Annotated in this window: 18 protein-coding genes; 9 read left to right on the top strand and 9 right to left on the bottom strand. The window is 58.3% G+C overall.

Annotated features, from left to right (window positions below):
- Positions 1 to 177: 177 nt before the first annotated feature.
- The 8 genes from HGP31_RS07850 (at position 178) to HGP31_RS07815 (ending at position 5,977) form a co-directional block, all read left to right on the top strand.
- Complete coding sequence (locus tag HGP31_RS07850; protein WP_168757427.1) at positions 178 to 912, top strand: DUF899 domain-containing protein; 735 nt, start codon at positions 178 to 180, stop codon at positions 910 to 912.
- 69 nt (positions 913 to 981) lie between these two features.
- Complete coding sequence (locus HGP31_RS07845) at positions 982 to 1,254, top strand: hypothetical protein (RefSeq protein WP_168757426.1); 273 nt, start codon at positions 982 to 984, stop codon at positions 1,252 to 1,254.
- A 119-nt stretch (positions 1,255 to 1,373) separates the two neighbouring features.
- The gene (locus HGP31_RS07840; protein WP_168757425.1) at positions 1,374 to 2,627 is read left to right on the top strand and encodes a tyrosine-type recombinase/integrase; all 1,254 of its coding nucleotides are present in this window, start codon (positions 1,374 to 1,376) and stop codon (positions 2,625 to 2,627) included.
- Between the two features lie 218 nt (positions 2,628 to 2,845).
- Positions 2,846 to 3,169: a helix-turn-helix transcriptional regulator gene (locus HGP31_RS07835; protein WP_205896195.1), complete on the top strand. Its 324-nt coding sequence runs from the start codon at positions 2,846 to 2,848 to the stop codon at positions 3,167 to 3,169.
- A gap of 339 nt (positions 3,170 to 3,508) precedes the next feature.
- Complete coding sequence (locus HGP31_RS07830) at positions 3,509 to 4,819, top strand: primase-helicase family protein (protein WP_168757424.1); 1,311 nt, start codon at positions 3,509 to 3,511, stop codon at positions 4,817 to 4,819.
- The gene (locus tag HGP31_RS07825; protein ID WP_168757423.1) at positions 4,812 to 5,162 is read left to right on the top strand and encodes a hypothetical protein; all 351 of its coding nucleotides are present in this window, start codon (positions 4,812 to 4,814) and stop codon (positions 5,160 to 5,162) included. Before HGP31_RS07830 ends, HGP31_RS07825 begins: the two co-directional genes overlap by 8 nt.
- Positions 5,155 to 5,652, top strand: a complete 498-nt coding sequence (locus HGP31_RS07820) for a hypothetical protein (protein ID WP_168757422.1) — start codon at positions 5,155 to 5,157, stop codon at positions 5,650 to 5,652. The genes HGP31_RS07825 and HGP31_RS07820 overlap by 8 nt, the downstream gene beginning before the upstream one ends.
- Entirely contained in the window at positions 5,639 to 5,977 is a 339-nt protein-coding gene (locus HGP31_RS07815; RefSeq protein WP_168757421.1) for a hypothetical protein, read from the top strand. Before HGP31_RS07820 ends, HGP31_RS07815 begins: the two co-directional genes overlap by 14 nt.
- A 52-nt stretch (positions 5,978 to 6,029) precedes the next feature.
- Here HGP31_RS07815 and HGP31_RS07810 read toward each other — a convergent pair whose 3' ends face one another.
- The 7 genes from HGP31_RS07810 to HGP31_RS07780 form a co-directional block, all read right to left on the bottom strand.
- The gene (locus HGP31_RS07810) at positions 6,030 to 6,950 is read right to left on the bottom strand and encodes an STM4504/CBY_0614 family protein (RefSeq protein ID WP_168757420.1); all 921 of its coding nucleotides are present in this window, start codon (positions 6,948 to 6,950) and stop codon (positions 6,030 to 6,032) included.
- A gap of 273 nt (positions 6,951 to 7,223) precedes the next feature.
- Positions 7,224 to 7,475 carry a hypothetical protein gene (locus HGP31_RS07805; RefSeq protein WP_168757419.1) on the bottom strand — a complete coding sequence of 84 codons (252 nt, stop codon included), beginning with the start codon at positions 7,473 to 7,475 and terminating at the stop codon, positions 7,224 to 7,226.
- A 14-nt stretch (positions 7,476 to 7,489) separates the two neighbouring features.
- A complete protein-coding gene (locus HGP31_RS07800) occupies positions 7,490 to 8,467 on the bottom strand; it encodes a hypothetical protein (RefSeq protein ID WP_168757418.1) in 978 nt (325 codons plus the stop codon).
- Positions 8,464 to 9,009 (bottom strand): hypothetical protein, encoded by a 546-nt coding sequence (locus HGP31_RS07795; protein WP_168757417.1) that lies wholly within the window; start codon positions 9,007 to 9,009, stop codon positions 8,464 to 8,466. Before HGP31_RS07795 ends, HGP31_RS07800 begins: the two co-directional genes overlap by 4 nt.
- Positions 8,999 to 9,241: a hypothetical protein gene (locus HGP31_RS07790; RefSeq protein ID WP_168757416.1), complete on the bottom strand. Its 243-nt coding sequence runs from the start codon at positions 9,239 to 9,241 to the stop codon at positions 8,999 to 9,001. The genes HGP31_RS07795 and HGP31_RS07790 overlap by 11 nt, the downstream gene beginning before the upstream one ends.
- Entirely contained in the window at positions 9,241 to 12,744 is a 3,504-nt protein-coding gene (locus HGP31_RS07785; RefSeq protein ID WP_168757415.1) for a hypothetical protein, read from the bottom strand. Before HGP31_RS07785 ends, HGP31_RS07790 begins: the two co-directional genes overlap by 1 nt.
- Positions 12,744 to 13,190 carry a hypothetical protein gene (locus HGP31_RS07780; RefSeq protein ID WP_168757414.1) on the bottom strand — a complete coding sequence of 149 codons (447 nt, stop codon included), beginning with the start codon at positions 13,188 to 13,190 and terminating at the stop codon, positions 12,744 to 12,746. Before HGP31_RS07780 ends, HGP31_RS07785 begins: the two co-directional genes overlap by 1 nt.
- An 84-nt stretch (positions 13,191 to 13,274) precedes the next feature.
- Here HGP31_RS07780 and HGP31_RS07775 point away from each other — a divergent pair, with 84 nt between their 5' ends.
- Positions 13,275 to 13,736, top strand: coding sequence for a hypothetical protein (locus tag HGP31_RS07775; protein WP_168757413.1), 462 nt, complete (start codon positions 13,275 to 13,277; stop codon positions 13,734 to 13,736).
- Here the strand turns inward: HGP31_RS07775 and HGP31_RS07770 are convergent.
- Both HGP31_RS07770 and HGP31_RS07765 read right to left on the bottom strand, forming a co-directional pair.
- Entirely contained in the window at positions 13,722 to 13,958 is a 237-nt protein-coding gene (locus HGP31_RS07770) for a hypothetical protein (RefSeq protein WP_168757412.1), read from the bottom strand. The genes HGP31_RS07775 and HGP31_RS07770 overlap by 15 nt on opposite strands.
- Positions 13,959 to 13,961: 3 nt before the next feature.
- Positions 13,962 to 14,399 (bottom strand): hypothetical protein, encoded by a 438-nt coding sequence (locus tag HGP31_RS07765; protein ID WP_168757411.1) that lies wholly within the window; start codon positions 14,397 to 14,399, stop codon positions 13,962 to 13,964.
- Positions 14,400 to 14,922: the final 523 nt, after the last annotated feature.

Genomic DNA, 14,922 nt, shown 5'->3' with positions numbered 1-14,922 from the left:
TGAATCAACCTCCGGTAGCCGTGAGTGAGAGGGTCTTCATAGTTGTGACAAAAGAGCACGGCAGCCGTTCAGCCCGAGTTTCCATACCGCTACCGACCGACGGTATGTCGATTTGCCGGTACACCAAACGACTAGGCTGTGTAAGTCGCCTCCCCGCATCACGCAGGAGAAAACCAAATGAATATTCAGAACCACCCCGTTGTGTCGCGGGAAGAATGGCTCGCCGCGCGCAAACAACACCTGGCCCATGAAAAAGCCTTCACCAAGGAGCGGGACAGGCTCAGCGCAGAGCGCCGCGCCTTGCCCTGGGTGAAAATCGACAAGGACTACCACTTCCAGGGGCCTGACGGTGAACTGAAACTCGCCGACCTGTTCGGTGGCCGAAGCCAGTTGGTCATTTACCATTTCATGTTCGCCGACGGCTGGGACGAAGGCTGCCCAGGTTGCTCTTTCCTGTCCGACCACATCGACGGGGCGAACCAGCATCTGGCGCACCACGATGTCTCTGTGGTGGCGGTATCCCACGCACCGTTCGCCCAGTTCCAGGCGTTCAGGCGGCGCATGGGCTGGAAATTCGACTGGGTGTCGTCCGAAGGCTGTGATTTCAATTATGACTTCGGTGTGACGGCCCGCCCCGAAGACGTCGCCGCCGGAAGGGCCACCTACAACTACGAAAAAACCGACGGTTCGGAAGAAGAGCTTCCCGGCCTCAGTGTGTTTTATCGCAACGACACCGGCGAGATTTTCCACACCTACTCCACTTATGCCCGAGGGCTGGACCTGCTGGTAGGGACCTACAACTACCTCGACCTGACGCCCAAGGGACGCAACGAAGATGAAATCATGGATTGGGTGCGACATCATGATCGGTATGAGGATAAAGCACCGACGAGCTGCTGCCATGGGGGATGAGGGTGAACTTTTTCCCTGCTGCAAGCCTCAACCGGTTAACCCGCCTTAACCGGAACCGAGGCCCGACAGATGAAAATCCTGCTGAAACTCACCCTCGCCACTACCCTCGCCTGCGCCCTGCCCGTTTGGGCCTGCACTCCCGAGGAGGCCACCCTCAAGCGCGAGCAGCTGGCCAAGGAAGTCACCAAGCTCACCGAGCAGAACCCGGCCAAGGCCAAGGAGATCAACGACGAGTTGCAGAAGATGGATCTGGGCACTGCTTCCAAGGATTTGCCGGACAAGTGCCAGTTGATCGATCAGCGGCTAAAGGAATTGGACGAAGCCAAAGCAAAGTCTAGCTAATACGCTACCTAGCTTGTCTTTTGTCATACGCTGTCGCCCGTCTGGATTCTTTGCCATCACCGTATAAACCGTATAATTTTCCGTATCTGTTACAGCCTACGGCGAGAAATATACGGTTTATGGCACCCAAGAGAGATGACCTGCCCCCCAAGCCGCTGACCGCAACCTGGGTCAGCCACAAACGGCCAGAGGGGGCGTATGGCGATGGCAAAGGCTTGTTTCTGGTTGTCACTGCGGCAGGCACCAAGTCCTGGCGGCTGCGCTACTGGATCGACAAAAAAGAATTCGTTCACACGCTAGGCCGTTACGAACCGGGCAGTGCTGACCATATGGGGCTGGATGACGCGCGCACAGCCGCCAAGCAGGCAAAAGCCAGTGCTCGACAGGGCGCTCACCCCAAAGATGTGAAGAGAGCCGAGGAAGCTGCCAAGAAGGCCGAGCAGGCGCTCACCTTTGAAGGAGTGGCCGAGGAATATGTGCAGCACATGAAAATCAAGAAAGGCTGGCAGGCCAGCACCGAAGCCGGCTTTCGCATCAGCCTGAACGCCAGCATCAACCCGATCATTGGCCCCCTGCCAGTCGGCAAAGTGGACGTCGACCACATCAAGAAGGTTCTGAACCAGTCGCGACTGGTTGGCAAACGCATCGCACAGACCGTCGCTCTCAGCGTCATCAGACGCGTCCTCAGATACGCCAAGTTGTCGAAGTACATCACCGTGAACAACGCCGACGGACTAGAAGAGCTGCTACCCGAACGCAAAAAGGGAGAGCCACGGTTCAAGCACCATGCCGCTTTCAAAACGCAGGAAGCGCTGCGGGAGTATCTGACCCGATTGGACGCGAACAATGACCGCACCAGTTCGCTCTACGGGTTGAGATTGTTGACGCTTCTCCCGGTGCGGGTCAGCGAGTTGGCAACGATGAAATGGTCGGCCCTTGAGACGAATCCGGGGTTTTGGGTTTACGAAATGCCTAAGGTGCATCGACAGCACATTGTGCCATTGCCGAAGCAGGCCCTCGCCATCCTCGATGAATTGCGGGCACAACGCATGGGGCAGTGCGAATACGTTCTACCGGGGCGGTACGCTGATCGCCCCATCAACCCGGAGAGTTTCCGCCTAGCTCTGCTGAACCAGCTTGGATACGACGTCGGTGCGGTCACACCGCACGGTATGAGAGCAACCTTTCAGACTTTGGCCAGAAAACATCTGCACGTCGACACAGTCGTTCTTGAACTGATGCTGGGGCACGAAACCTCAGCCGCGTTCAACGGTGCCTATGACCGTAATGACTTCCTTGAGGAACGCATCGAGACGGCAAAACGGTGGGCGGACTGGCTGGACACCCTCAGGGGTGCAACGAACGACAAATGAATTTGGGGGGTTGCAAAGCCACGCAGCAGCTGATAGGGTCGCCGCCAGAAAAAGAAGGTGCCTGTCGGATCAGGCAACCGCATCAAAGAAGTCCCCGCCTCAAGGGCCACTACGCCCTCAGGTCGATAGGCGCAAAACGGAACCTGTGAGTTCGCCTACGGGAAGCAAGCCAGAAGCCACCTTGTGCTTAGCTCGCCGTCCCTAGGAGTGCCCGAATCATGACCGCGACCACCCTTTCCACCTCGCCAACCTTCGTCGACGGCCCGCTGTCGTCCAGCCAACCGGTGCCGACCTCTGCACAAAGTTTGCTGATGTCCGCCGCAGAAGTGCTGGCCATAACCGGCTACAAGCGCGTACCCACGCTCTACGATCTCATTCAGCACGGCTTTCCCGCCCCAGTGTGCGTAGGTCCGCGCCGTGCAAATGGGAGCGCCGGTAAGGCCATGTGGGTCCGTTCGGAGGTAATGGCTTTTCTCGAAGCCAAGATCGCCGAGCCGCGACCGCTAGCACGGAAGCGCAGCGTCATCGAACAGCCAGCCTGAGCAAAAGAAAGCCCCGGCAAACTCGAAGACCGCCAGGGCTGATAGGACACTACGATGATGGTTAATAATAGCCTCTCAAGCAGCGCTACGCACAGCACATTCCGGCACTCTGCGCCTTACGGTTCGACGTTCGCCGGTCTCGACGTCGTTGACTTCGGTGCGAACGCGAGCAACTTTGTATCGAGACCGGTTAGTGGCGCACCCCCCTCACCGGGTACGCCGAGGGCATCGCAGAGCGCGAACGCCAATGTGCTGCGCCTTGTACCCCAAGAAGCGCCCGAAGATACCTATCTACGGATATCGCAGCGGTACATCAAATTCACGGGTAGCGGTGCGCCCATGGCTTTCAACATCGAGACTGGCGAGTACATGTCTCGGGAAAGTTTCATTGAGTTTCTTCGCGACTCTCCGGAATACGGCACGGTGGACATAGGCACCGCTGACAAGCCCAAGCGCGTCTCCTGTGGGGAGCCGTGGTGGAACTATCCAATGTCCTGCAAGATCACCGCCGATCGCATCGTCATGGAGCCGACCAGTCTGACCGAGGAAGAAGAGCGGGCCGCGTGGGAAGGCACACCGCTACACGGGACGTACAACCGTTGGCACATTTTGAAGCGTGACCGCGTAGAGCCAAACATGTCGGCCACCTTGGTCGACATCCAGATCCTGACAGACCACTTGCTGTACATCAGTGGATACGAACCGGCAGCGGTTGACCACTTCATGAACTGGCTGGCGCAGCTGTACCAGTTTCCCCAGTACAAACTGCGTACCGCAAATTTCTGGTATTCGCGATGCAACTACGTCGGCAAGTCAATGCTGATCGACCTGCTCAAGCCGGTGTATGGCGGCGAGCCACTGGTGACCGAGTGCGAAGGTTCAGCGGTCGGCGGGCAATTCACAAGCCTACTCAAAGACGGGATTCTGCGACTGTTCAACGAGCTCCCCGCTAGCTTGGACAAGGCTCGGTTCGAGGTGCTCAAAACCTTGGTGTCGGAGAAGAGCCGCAAATCCGAAGACAAGGGCCGGGACGCCCGAATCGTCAAGAACACCGTCAACCTGATTTTGTGCACTAACCACGCTGACGCACTGCCCATGGCAATGGGCGACCCGAGATTCAACGTCTTCCGGTGTGACGAACCACGCAAGACCGACAGCTACTACAAAGAACTGGCTGACTGGATCGCGGGACCAGGTCCAGAGCTGTTGGCTGGCGTGTTAGCACAGTGGAAGTTCCCAACTGACTGGAACTGCACCAGCGGTGGTCGCATGGCACCGCAAACCACTGCAGCAGAGATGGTGCAACGTGAAGCACGCAGCCCGCTGGTCAACTTCATCGAAGAGTTGATCACCGGACAGCAGGCACCGTTTGACAAGGATATAGGACGTAGCAACCAACTCATTGAGCAGTTGGGAACGAGCTACCCAGCCAATACACGGAGCATGAAGATCACCTCGCAGACTTTAGCTGACGCACTGCGGAAATTGGGTGCAGTCAAGATTGGATCAGGCACCGCTGCGAAAGACAACGCATGGTGCTGGCGATACCAGAGCGACTGGCTTGGAGTTCGTCTCAAGGAGTGGAAAGCCTACCTCGACAACAACGCAGGACGTCCCTTCACCGTACCCGAGGTGGTTAGTGATGAGTAAGTCCAACATCTTCGACTTCACCGCCCCGGCAGTGGCGCGTATCAAGAATGCCGCCAGGGCGCACGGAGTGGTCAGACTGCCAGCGGACAGCCCGCTGAGCGCCCCCCTGGATGCTGACGAAGACCTCCTGCTCATGGACGAGCAGTGGTTGTTTTCAGTCATCGAACGGATACCAGAACGCAACCAGATTGCTTTAGTCGAGTTCCTTAAGAACCGCGCTTTCGACATGCATGGCGTCGTTACCGCTGACACCCTGCTCGCAACTGTGTACAGCTTTTTCAAGTACATGGAGTCGGAAGGTCGCCTGCATGAGGTATATCAGGAGGGCACTTACTATGAATAGCCTGAGCGGATCGACCAGCCTGGCAAGACCTGCGTTCCGCATGGAAGTCGTGGGGCGCATGGGTAAAAACTACGACCCAGCCAAGGATCAAGCCGCCGCGCAGCGTGCAACCTTGCGCAGGGTCCGATACGAAACGGAACTGCTCGCGGCGGAGTACGCCAAGATCATGCTGGAACGGCACATCAGCGAGGCGCTGAACCCGAAGACTGACCCCGCCTTGGCGGCGAAGCTGCGCGAGAGCATCATGAATCGCGGGATCGGCAGGGTTCGCGAAGCAGAAGACGACAGCACAACGAAGCAGAAAGGCGCTGGCGTCGTTGAGTTCCTCGAAACTCTGGCAGCACTGTCGCGCAGCAGCGGCGATACCGAGCGCACACTGGCTCCACGTATCGAGCGTGACATCTCGGTAGTCGGCACTGATGAGGACATCGAAAGCTACCTGTCGCGCCTGGCTGACGAAGATGAGGGTGAAGACGATGAACAGCCTTGATAAGCAGAGGATGGAAGCGCTGAGGGATGCCTGGCGCAACCCGAAAAACGATGTGGAAACCCAGCTTAGGAGCTGCGCTGAATGCCTAGATTTGTGCGAGAAGTATGGTGTTGATCTCCGTGAGCTGCTGGCTACCTTCCTCACAGAAATGGTTGAGATCGCAATGACCCGGCAGCGCGAAGCCGTGGCCGCACTGGACACTGGCGAACTCACCAAAGAGAAGCTGGTGAAGGCGTCGGAGGCGGTCACCCTAGCGTCCAAAATACTAGAGACGCTAATGCAAGGTCACACCGCCTTGGACGGTACGTCGACTGGCAATCCTTAAGGTGCGCAGAAAGCGCAAGGGGGCAGATCAATCCCCTACGCATCCTCCATCCTTACAAAGCCGCATGTGCTTCCGCCATGAACAAGATCGTGGTGGCCGTCAGATTGAGGGCGTAGCGAGCCATAAACTCGGGAACAGCTACTGGTGTTGTGCCCTGCCCATGCCCGCCGTGCTTGTTCCTGACGGTCGGCACACCGCTCTCAAGTAATGACTTTATCGCCCCCATTTGAGCGTCCATGTACGAAGGGAAAAGGCCGTTAGCCATACATACCCCGATAAGTCCTCGGGCGGTTTCACCGGGCTTGATCGGCCAACCACGGGCTGTACAAATGGCGATCATGGTGCTTTCAAAAGATTTGAGCGCAGCCACAAGACACTCTTTGTGTCGACCGTGGCGGTAATCCTCATGCGCCTGCAAAAATTCTTCGTTCGCGCCCTCAAACTGCGCTCCACGAAGAACTTCCAGGGTGGGTTTTACAGCCTCAGCGTGCAGGTATTTTGAGTCGACTCGAATAATCTCGCCAGATTCGAATTGATACCCGACACCATGCTCTTTGAACCGTGCATTAAGCTCATCTAGTGCATCATCCGCTTCTATTTTTCTGTCGGTCCCACGCCTGAACTGTTGATTCTCACGTACGTAATTGTCAATAATTTTGAAGCACAGCTCAACTACGTCGAGAGCTTTTTCCGTCACACGCTCATTCAGGAAAAAATTAAATAGGGCTGCCGAATCATTCCCCTCATGCTTCTTCAGTTCGAAGACACCGTATTCTCTGCACAGGGTGTTGCAAAAGAATTCGTACACTTCTTCGGCTGCATTTGAATTGTAGTGATCGGTCCCCACTGCATCCCGGATGATATGTACGATTTGTACCCGTAGCGGGTTTGGCAATTCGTCATACACATACACATCAGGCACCTCGCCCCGCATCCGCTTTTGCCGTTTTGAGTACAGATCGAAAAGCCCCATAGGAAATCCCTGCACGCCTGTGCGCGAAAAATAATCCGCGAAAGCTACTATCTCGCCACCATACTGTCCAGCTAACGAACCGTGCTACGCACATGGTTCCAGAGGCAAAATAAAGGGCGCTCTCCATGGGCGCCCTTGTCGTCTGTGCTGCACATGTTCGGTCATCTGCCGCGCTTCCCGCCCTTGCCCCCACTCTTCGGCGGCTTACGGTCCTTCTGAGGAAAGTAGGTTGGTCCGACGGGCATCGGCTGTTTGTTTACTCCGGGTCTGCGGTCAATCATTACTCGTCACCTCGGTTTGTGGGCACTGCGCCCCTGGTTGTGTGCCGAACAGCTCGGCGTGTAATTCTTCCTCAACCTGGCAGAGCGGCATCCTGTCGCCCATTGCCCAGCAAGCTATGCGCATCCCCCTCAGAATGGTTCGGCGACGGGCCTTCGTGCGCTCATCGCCGATGCGTTCTGTCTGAGCCTGAAGCCGCTGGAGCATCAGCTCGATTTTCAGATCGCGGGTCTGTGCCTGTGCCATGTGCCACCCCTCCTTCACACCGCCGGACGCTGCGTGTCGCGCATCGACTCGAACAGCCGGTTGAACTCATCGTTCGACAGGTTGGCGATGTCCCCAGCTTTGTACGCGCCCCGCTGATCTGGCGCACGACCATTGGCCGACAACGTGGACAAGCTGGTAGGTGCTTTCGGAGGCAGGCGCGTTCCCGGCACACGTTGGCCAGGCACGGCGGAAACCAGCCCCATTTCGATAGCACGGTTGTAGATGTGCTCAGCTGGGTTGATACCTTCGGCTTGGCAGCGACGCACGAACGCCACGTTCACCGTCTGCTCAATCAGAGCCATCTCCTGCGGGCTGGCGTTCGGGTGTTGCTGGCGCATGTTGGCTTGAATGGTCTGATGCACTGCCTCGAAGGCAGCGCGGTAATTCTCCACTCCGACCGACTCTGCAAACGCCTCTTCAGCCTGGGCCACAACCGGTGCCAGCTGTTGCTGCTCCTGCTGTAGTTGCACGACTGCTTGTTGGTATTGCTGCTGGTACTGCACGTTTTGCAGTTGCTCAGTGAACTGCTTTTCCTTAGCTCGGATAAACCCTACAGGGTCGATTTCCGGGTCTATCTCGGGCTCCAGTTGCGCCTGCTGTTGCTGTGTTTGCGCGAGCTGCTGTTGGTATTGCTGGAACTGCGCAAGCTGTTGCTGGTAGATGGCGAGTTGCTGCGCCTGCGCGTCCAGTTGTTGCTGCAACTGCTGACGTTTTGCGCGCTCTTCCCGTAAAGCACCGAGGGGCACCTTGCCACTTCCCTTGCGCGGCTGTTCGTCTTCCTCGACCAGCTCTTCCGGCTCCCGATCTTTCAGCGCCTCGTGCTCGTCGTACGCCTCGACCGCTGAAGCCATCGACTCGTACAAAGGCCCATCAGCTGCGGCGTCGTCGGGCATTCCAACAGTGCCGGTGCATTCAGCGGCCAGGCTGTTGCTGATGTCATCCGACCCGTCGTCTACATATTCGTCGCTCATTTCGCGTTCCTCGATACAGGTTTACGTTTAGGTGCGTTTAACGCCGGAGAGCACAGAGTCGAGTCGGCTGGTTGTTTGACGGACAGGCCGTAGCGCGCCTGGAGGTCATCGTGCGCTGCCTTCACACGAGCATCCTTAGCGGTGGTTTCCAACACTTCGGTAAGCTGTGCTTGCAGCCGTGCTACGTCGGCGTTGTGCTTGATCCGCGCTTTGTATTCGGCGATTTCCTCAGCTTCCAGCGGCCTGCGATTAATCTGGTCGGTACTCCACCCGCAGCGATTACCGAACCGTGCACGTTGACGTTCTGCCCGCTGAATTTTTAGGCACCACTCCAACATCGTTCCTTCGGCAGCCGCGGCACTGCGTACCGGTACGCTTGACGGAACCTCAGTCAAGATCGTGCCCAGGTCGAACAACGGTTTGTCGAGGTGGACCACGTAACCGCCTTCAGCTGACTGCCGCAACTTGGCGCGGGTCAGATCCAAGTGGTAGATCTTGGCTTCGGTACGCAGGTACTGAAGCCGGTCGTTGTCAAAGTTCATGGTGCGGTGCCTCCTGTTGTTGAACTGCATCGATCCGGGCCTGAAGGGTTTCAAGGTCGGTCAGCTGGGGGTTGGTGTTCTTGGTCGAGGCCGCTTCACGCAGCCGTCGTTCCGCATCGGCGAGCTGCTTTTTGGCGCGCGGGATCTGGCCCTTGATAGCGAGCAACTCGTCCAACCGTGTCCGTGCCTCAGTGACCTTGTCGGCAAGGGCAACCAGTTCGCGTTCGTCCATTAATTGCCCCCCTGTTGAATGGCACTGCGTAGTTTGTCGATGGCACGGCGGTCACCGTTCGCCAGGTAAGGAACGAACGCGAAACGCACAGCGGTCCGGGCCTTCCTCATTTGTGCGGACATGCGCGATTTTTTCTGGTCGTCGCCCAGCGCCCGCCAACCCTCGCCCTGCATGGCGCTCCGTATTGTTTTAAGCGCTAGCGCCCCGGACAACTCGGCGAACTCGGCCTGCTGTTTATCGTCGAGTTCGAAACGCCGTTTGTTGAGAGTGAAGTGCGGTTCTGTCTCGCCTGGTGAATAGCCAATACGAGCCGCTTCCAAGAGCGCCGGGTCGGTCTTCTGAGTGGATTTTGCAACAGGGACAGCCATCGACAGCGCGCCGTACTGGTTCATGGCGTTCGGCACAGTTTGGCCCCACGCGTCACGCTTGGCCGGCAACTGCGTGCGCAGTCCGGGTGTGCGGTTCATGATCGAATCCAGCGGGCCATCGCTCTCGCGGGCGTATGGGTCGCTAGTGCTGGCAGCGTTGGACAGCAACGTGAACGGCTGGGCGAAACTGCCTGCCATGCGACTGGCGTACCACTTACCATTGCGGCGGGGGTTGCTCGCGAACTGGGCGAAGTCGGCGATGCCTTTCAGGAACGTCTGGTTGGTAACGTTCTGGCTGAACGACGACAGTCCATCGACCACCATCCCGCTCGCGTCTTTGTTATCAGCCCACGACTCGGCCAGGTCCGCGCTCAACGAGAGGATTATTCCGAGCGGCGAGAAGCGTTGGTAACTGTAGTAATCGCCATCCACCACGATACTGTTCGGCTGCCAGCCCGTGGCCAGTAGGGCTTCTTTTTTCTTTTCGTCAGTCGGCCCATTGCCGGTTAAGAAGCCAGCCTGCGATAGAGCGCCGGCAGTGATCATCACGGTACTGCCCCAAATCACTCTTGCTGCTGCACGCTCGGCCCTAGCGCCGCCCGCCTTAAAGTCGGACCACACGCTAGGCATAGCGGCGGCGAGCGGCGTACGCTTCATCGCCTCTCGCACAACGTTGGTTGGCGTCTGAACGTACGGAGCTATGGCGTGCAGCCACGGTGCCCGAGCCTTGGCAGCCATCACCAACCCCAGGAGCGGACCGCCCTTGGACTGGAACGTTTGCTGGAGTTTATGTTGGTTCGCACGTTCGAGCATGGCCGGCGTAGGAGTGGCCACTAGTTGCTCGATACGCTGGCTAAGTTTCGTGCCAGCCGGCAATGTACCGGCGCGTTTTTCACCTACTGCGATCTGCCGCGCCTGGGCCTCTAGCTCTGCCGCGAAGTTCAGCGTGCTGTAGAACGCATCGGATGTGCCTAAAGCCCTGAATGGAAGATCGAATGCAGCATCGACTTTGCCCTGGCGTGGTCGGGTAAGCGTGCCGTCTTCCAGCTCTACCGGGCGTTGCCCAAACGTACCATCGTAAGCTTCGGCACTGCTGTTGATCGCGTTGGATTGGCCAGTTTTCCACGCCTGCCCAGCGGCACCGACAGCGTTGGTCATGTTCTTGGCATAACCCAACAGCAAAGCCATAGGTTCGCTGAATACGGTTTCGCCTTTCAGGCCGACCGCGCGTTTAAGTCCTCCGATGCCGGACGCGATACCGCGCTCGATCACCTCGTTAGCCAGCATGCCAGTGTTGGAAGTTGCGTTGACCGCATGGGTTCCGGCACCGGTCAACAGTGCGGATCGCCAGTAGGTGCCCAGCCACTTGTGCAGGAAGCCTGGCCCTTTCGCCATGAGTTTCGTAGCGTTGGCTACACCACCCACGCGGACTGCTTCGCCAAGCGCCAGTGCTAGGTCGTCGGCGTTTTGACCTGTTTTGAGGTTGTCGAGGATGGCCTTGGCCTGCGTGATGTCCTGCACCTTGCGGCGTTGCGCAGCGAGGGCGCGACCAGATTCCGCCCTTGCGCCCATGAGTTCGCCGAAGATGCTTTGCAGCTCGGCGTAGCTGTCGACGAAGTTGGCGCGTTCCAAGTCGGTAGCTTGGCCGCTAGCGATATGTTTTTGTTGGGCCAGCACAGATTGCAGTCGGTTGCTCACCAAGTCGGTCGCGGCGATCGTCTGCTCGGCGGACCAGGCCTGGCCGATCTTGCGACTGAATACTTGCGCCTTCGCACCCTCAAGACCGATCAGGCTGGCGAGACGGCGTTGCTCGTCCATCGTCACTACGCCACGTCTACGCGCCTCTGTGTCGGCTTCGGCTGGCTTGAGTAAATCGAGCGATTGGGCTCGCTGTTCGCCTTGCAGGCCGAGGTTATCCAATAACGGCGTGACGTCCTGACTGCCCGCGAATGGAGTTTTGGGTTCGGTGGGTTTGTCGAACAACCACGGCGGGCGACGTTGGTCGCGAAATTCTTTGAGCGCTTGAAGTTTTCGTTCCGCGTCATTTTTGACCGCCGAGAGAACACCATGCGCTGCCGTGGATACCTGCTGCTCGGCAGGATCTATGCCCTCTTGAACAAAGTGCGGCCCCGGCACAGGTTGTGCCTGCTGTTGCTGAGCCGGCATCGACATAGGAGTTTGCTGTGGCGTGGTCATGTTCGGGCGACGGAGACTTGCACCGCCACCCATAGCGCCACCGACGACACCGCCGATAACCATCTGCTTGTCCACGCCTTCCATTGCTGGTCGGTCAGTGGCCAGGTTGGTCAAAACCTGCTGTTGGCCTGACTGACTGAGTTCTTCCAGCGACTCGATACCCGTACCAGTCAAGGCACGTTGGACCAGTCCCTTAGCGACGTCCACGCCATCCGCCCCAGCGACTATTGAATCGATATCGGCAACACCCAGCTTGCGACCTATACGCGCACCAGCGGCGCCGAGCAGACCTGTCAAACCGCCAGACAGCAGCGCAAGACCGCTCTGCTCTGGATTCAGCGTGCCGGTGGCCTGGCGTGTTTGTTCGGCTTGTTGACCGGCACCGACAAGGCCTTCGCCCGCACCCGCGCCAATAACACCAGCCACGCGGGGAGCGACACCCAGCGCCTTGGCCCCGAGAGCGACACCACGGCCAGCCGCTCCACCCAGCAGGAGACTGGGAACGCTTTCTACGATAGCGTGCGGGATGTTGCCGGGGTTATCGCGCAGCGCCTGCAACGTGCCACCGACGCCGCTCGCCTGATCCAGTGCCTGTCGTGAGGCCTGACGCTCGGGCGTATCTTGCGTGTCCATAAATTTACGGACGCCGGTCGAGTCATATCCAAGCGCCTTGGGGATCGCACCACCGGACATCAAGCCCGCCAGCCCCATCACGCTGTCGCCAACTCCGACACCGCCACGCGCAACAGACCGGCCAACATCGCCGACGACACTGCTATCGATGGCGTGTTCGATCCGGTCAATGAACCCCGGCGACTGTTCCGGCTGTGCGTAGTCATCCCAAGGAGACGCATCATCCGGCGTGCCTTGCACAGTTTGGAGCACGGCTTCGACCTGAGCAGGGTCAGCCGCGTAGTCATCCCACGGCATCCCGGTCATCAGATCTTGCTCCACGAAGCCTTATCGGCAGGGTTGCCACCGAGGTACTTGTAGCCCTTGCGAATGGTGCCCACGGCGGGCGCGCCCGGATACTGCGACTGCTGGCTAGTGCCAGGTACTCGCATGGGCTCACGCGCATTTCCTGGCACCGCGCCACCGGCAACGATGGGCGGGACCGGGTTTTGCTGCGGCGCATAGTTAGCGAGCGGAGCCCCACCGGGCAGCGACCCGAGTCCGTCTTCAGCAGGGGTGCCGCCTGTCGCGTGTTGGACGATCGCTTCAAGCGGGTCAGCCTTTACGCTCTTGGCTGACTTGCCGCGACCGGGACTGAACTGCGCGAAGGGCTCGCCATAGGGCTGGTATTCGCCTGTCTGCGGATCTAGCACATGGCGCTGCATCATGCCGTTACCGAGAGGTTGGTCCAGCACCTGGCGCTGTGTCGGCATGCGTGGACCTTGTGCTTGACCGCTACCTTGATGTGCTTGGCGCATGTCGAACTGTTGGGATTGCTGTTGCAGCTGGGCTTGGCGATGCTGCTGCAACTGGTAGCCAGACTGGGCTTTCAATACGTCATCGAGCGGCATCCCGAGGCTGGCAAGCGTCTTGGCAATACCACCGAGACCACTTTGAAAGTTGGGGTCCTGGAGGGCTTGGCGCTGGCGTTGTTGCTCGTCGGCTTTCTGCTGCGCTTGCTGCATTTGGAAGGCGCGCTGCTGCTCTGCTTGCTGGATCTGCGCTTGGCGGTACTGCTGCAACTGCTGGCTGTGGTTGGCCTGCTGGATCTGCTGCATGGCACCGAGGCCGGCTTGGGCGAATCGCTGACCACCGGAAGGGTTGCCGGGCTGCCATCCGCTCTGCTGCATCATCTGAAGACCGAGGACCATCCTCGGATCGCTCATCAGGCGCTGTACATTTTCAGCACTGAAGGCATCTGCAAAACCGGCCATGTCGTTTACTCCCCCCGGCAGGTGCCGGTATCAAATCTGTTTTGATTCATCTCGAGCCTTGGCTATGGCTTCTTGCACCACACGCCAAGCGTCGATAGCCACGAAGGCCGGGGACGTTGCTTCGAGGTGGACCATCCCACCAAACAACGCCAGGTAATCCAGCACTGCGGCAATGCTGGGAGTGGTCTCTACGCCCGCAGCACCGTACGGGCCGTAGCTGCCGGAATTGCGGACGGGGGCTTGGCTCATCATTTCGATCAGGGACATGGCTTATTCCTCGGACGGGCTGCGATTAGGGATTCGTTTGGCACGGCTGTTTTGTAGAGCGGTATGGTTCTTGGCGCGATCGACCCGGTACGCATCAAGCTCTTCAGAACTCAGGCGGCTGAGGTCGGTCGGCGCAACGAAGAAGCTGCCGTCGTCACGATCAACGATCTTTGGTTGGCCTTTCGGACGGCGGTGCTCAGGGGATAGGGCCAAGCACAATCGCGCCTGAATCTCAGACATAAAGCCCGTCCTATTCATGACGAAATCGACGATGTCTTCGATGCGGTAGCACAGCTGAGGTCGGCCAGATTGGCCGGTGTGCATAGGGATTGGCTCGGGTAGCACATCTTTGCAGGCGCTGATCAGGCTCGGGTCGCGGTCAATCAGGGCGGCGATTTGCTGGGCGGTAATGACGCTGGTCGTGGTGCTGGAGGGGTTCATTTCGGTCCCTCCATTTGAGGGTTTCCTGTGTGTACACAGATTATAGAATCCGCCTCTTATGTCAATTGGGTATTGGTAATTATCAATGAATTGTGTTAACCGATGCGAATGTGTTGATAGCTATTTTCTTGCGTGTTTTAGTCGCTAGTTATCAGGATCTATTATCAACAAAGACTCCGGCACAGTGTTTATGCCGGGGCGGTGTTCTAGCGTGGGGCGTTAAATTTAAGCGGCGAAGGCTCTGGCGCAGGGTTTGCAGAAGGGGGCGTGTTTTAGTTGAGAGGGTCTGACACGGATGTGTTTTTAGAATTTTAATTTTCGGGGCGGGGGTCGACGGCGGCTTTGGCACCGGTTTGCGGGCTGCGGGAAATTTTTCGGGGGCGGGGGTCTTCGGATTTCGGAAAATTGTCCTCGGGGATTCACTAGCCTATATACGCACAGAGCGACGATCGAACCCCTTGGTGGCACCGGGGACGGTCGATGTTTCAGCCTCCCAGCCCCCTCTTTTCCTGGCGATCCTGGC

It is taken from the genome of Pseudomonas umsongensis (assembly GCF_012647205.1).
Taxonomy (GTDB): Bacteria; Pseudomonadota; Gammaproteobacteria; order Pseudomonadales; family Pseudomonadaceae; genus Aquipseudomonas; species Aquipseudomonas umsongensis.
This window is presented reverse-complemented; position numbering and strand designations above follow the sequence as displayed.